3 protein-coding genes are annotated in these 1518 nt (G+C 55.1%); all 3 read right to left on the reverse strand.

What is annotated here, in order from left to right; translation table 11 throughout:
• Window positions 1-437, reverse strand: a 437-nt coding sequence (locus L2096_RS15985) for a thiolase family protein (RefSeq protein WP_284444951.1), incomplete at its 3' end; no start/stop codon positions are given.
• Window positions 438-455: 18 nt separating this feature from the next.
• On the reverse strand, window positions 456-1103 hold the full coding sequence (gene catJ, locus L2096_RS15990; protein ID WP_151747175.1) for a 3-oxoadipate CoA-transferase subunit B CatJ: 648 nt from the start codon (window positions 1101-1103) through the stop codon (window positions 456-458).
• 10 nt (window positions 1104-1113) lie between these two features.
• Window positions 1114-1518 (reverse strand): 3-oxoacid CoA-transferase subunit A (locus L2096_RS15995; RefSeq protein ID WP_250365856.1); only part of this gene is annotated, 405 nt, incomplete at its 5' end.

The raw sequence follows: 1518 nt of genomic DNA on the forward strand, positions 1-1518 counted from the left end.
CCCATGGTGGTGTCTTCTATCTTCTGGGTGCGTCCAAACGCCCCTTCTGATTTCCCCATCACATACGGTGCGCGGCTCATGCTTTCGACACCCCCTGCAATGATCAGATGGGCTTCGCCTGCTTTGATCGCACGTGCTGCCATGGCGATTGCATCCAGAGATGAGCCACACAGGCGGTTGACCGTCGTTGCCGGTACTTCGACCGGCAGGCCTGCCAGCAGTGCCGACATACGGCCAACGTTACGGTTGTCTTCTCCTGCCTGATTGGCACAGCCGTAGATCACGTCATCGACCTGTGCCCAGTTCACGCTTGGGTTGCGTTCGATCAGGGCAGCAATCGGGATTGCACCGAGGTCATCCGCACGTACTGCTGCCAATCCGCCTGCATAGCGGCCAAACGGGGTACGGATCGCATCGACGATGTATGCATGTTTCATATTCAGTTATCCTTGGCCTTATGTCGCATCGATCAGTGTTGCACCGGTCAGGCGTTGTAGTTCTTCAAAGCTTAAGCCTTCGACTTTCTCGATCACTTTCAGCCCTTCTGGCACCACATCGATGATGCACAGGTCGGTGTAGATCCGGTCGACACATTTCTGGCCCGTGGCTGGATACGTCAGTTCAGCGACAATCTTCGGCTCACCTTTTTTGGTGACATGATCGGTGGTTACAAAGACTTTTTTTGCCCCAACCGCAAGATCCATGGCTCCACCGACCGACGGTATGGCATCCGGTGCACCGGTGTGCCAGTTGGCCAGGTCTCCATTGGCGGCGATCTGGAATGCGCCTAGTACGCAGATATCCAGATGTCCACCGCGCATCATGGCGAAGGAGTCGCCATGGTGAAAGAAGCAACCGCCTTCGAGCATGGTCACGTATTCTTTGCCTGCGTTGATCAGTTCCGGGTCTTCTTCGCCGGCCGCTGGTGGTGGACCAAAAGCCAGCAGTCCGTTTTCTGAATGTAGAAATACGTCTTTGTCGGCAGGCAGATAGCTGGCAATTTTGGTCGGCAGGCCAATCCCTAGATTGACATAGGAGCCTTCCGGAATATCTTGGGCAACGCGCTGGGCGATCTGGTCACGGGTCAGTTTGTGATAACTCATCTCGATCTCCTTATGGTGCAGCGCTTGCTGGGGTAGATTGGACTGGTACGACGTGTTGAACAAAGATGCCTGGGGTCACCACGTTTTCCGGATCGAGTTCTCCTAGTGCCACCACTTCGCTCACTTGTGCGATGGTTACGTTGGCGGCCATGGCCATGATCGGGCCGAAGTTTCGTGCTGATTTGCGATAGACCAGATTGCCCCAGCGGTCACCCTTGTAGGCTTTGATCAGGGCAAAGTCGGCCTTGATCGGGTTTTCCAGTACGTAGTCTTTGCCATCAAAGTTCAGGGTGGGTTTACCTTCTGCGAGTAAAGTGCCAAAACCAGTTGGGGTGTAGATCGGCCCCAGCCCCATGCCAGCGGCCTGTATGCGGCAGGCCAGATTGCCCTGCGGCACGATTTCAAGTTCAATTTT

It is taken from the genome of Acinetobacter sp. ACZLY 512 (assembly GCF_023614015.1).
Taxonomy (GTDB): Bacteria; Pseudomonadota; Gammaproteobacteria; order Pseudomonadales; family Moraxellaceae; genus Acinetobacter; species Acinetobacter soli.

Excerpts from the sequence above, each read along its gene's own strand:
- catJ (WP_151747175.1), bottom strand. The coding sequence starts at position 1,103 with ATGAGTTATCACAAACTGACCCGTGACCAGATCGCCCAGCGCGTTGCC.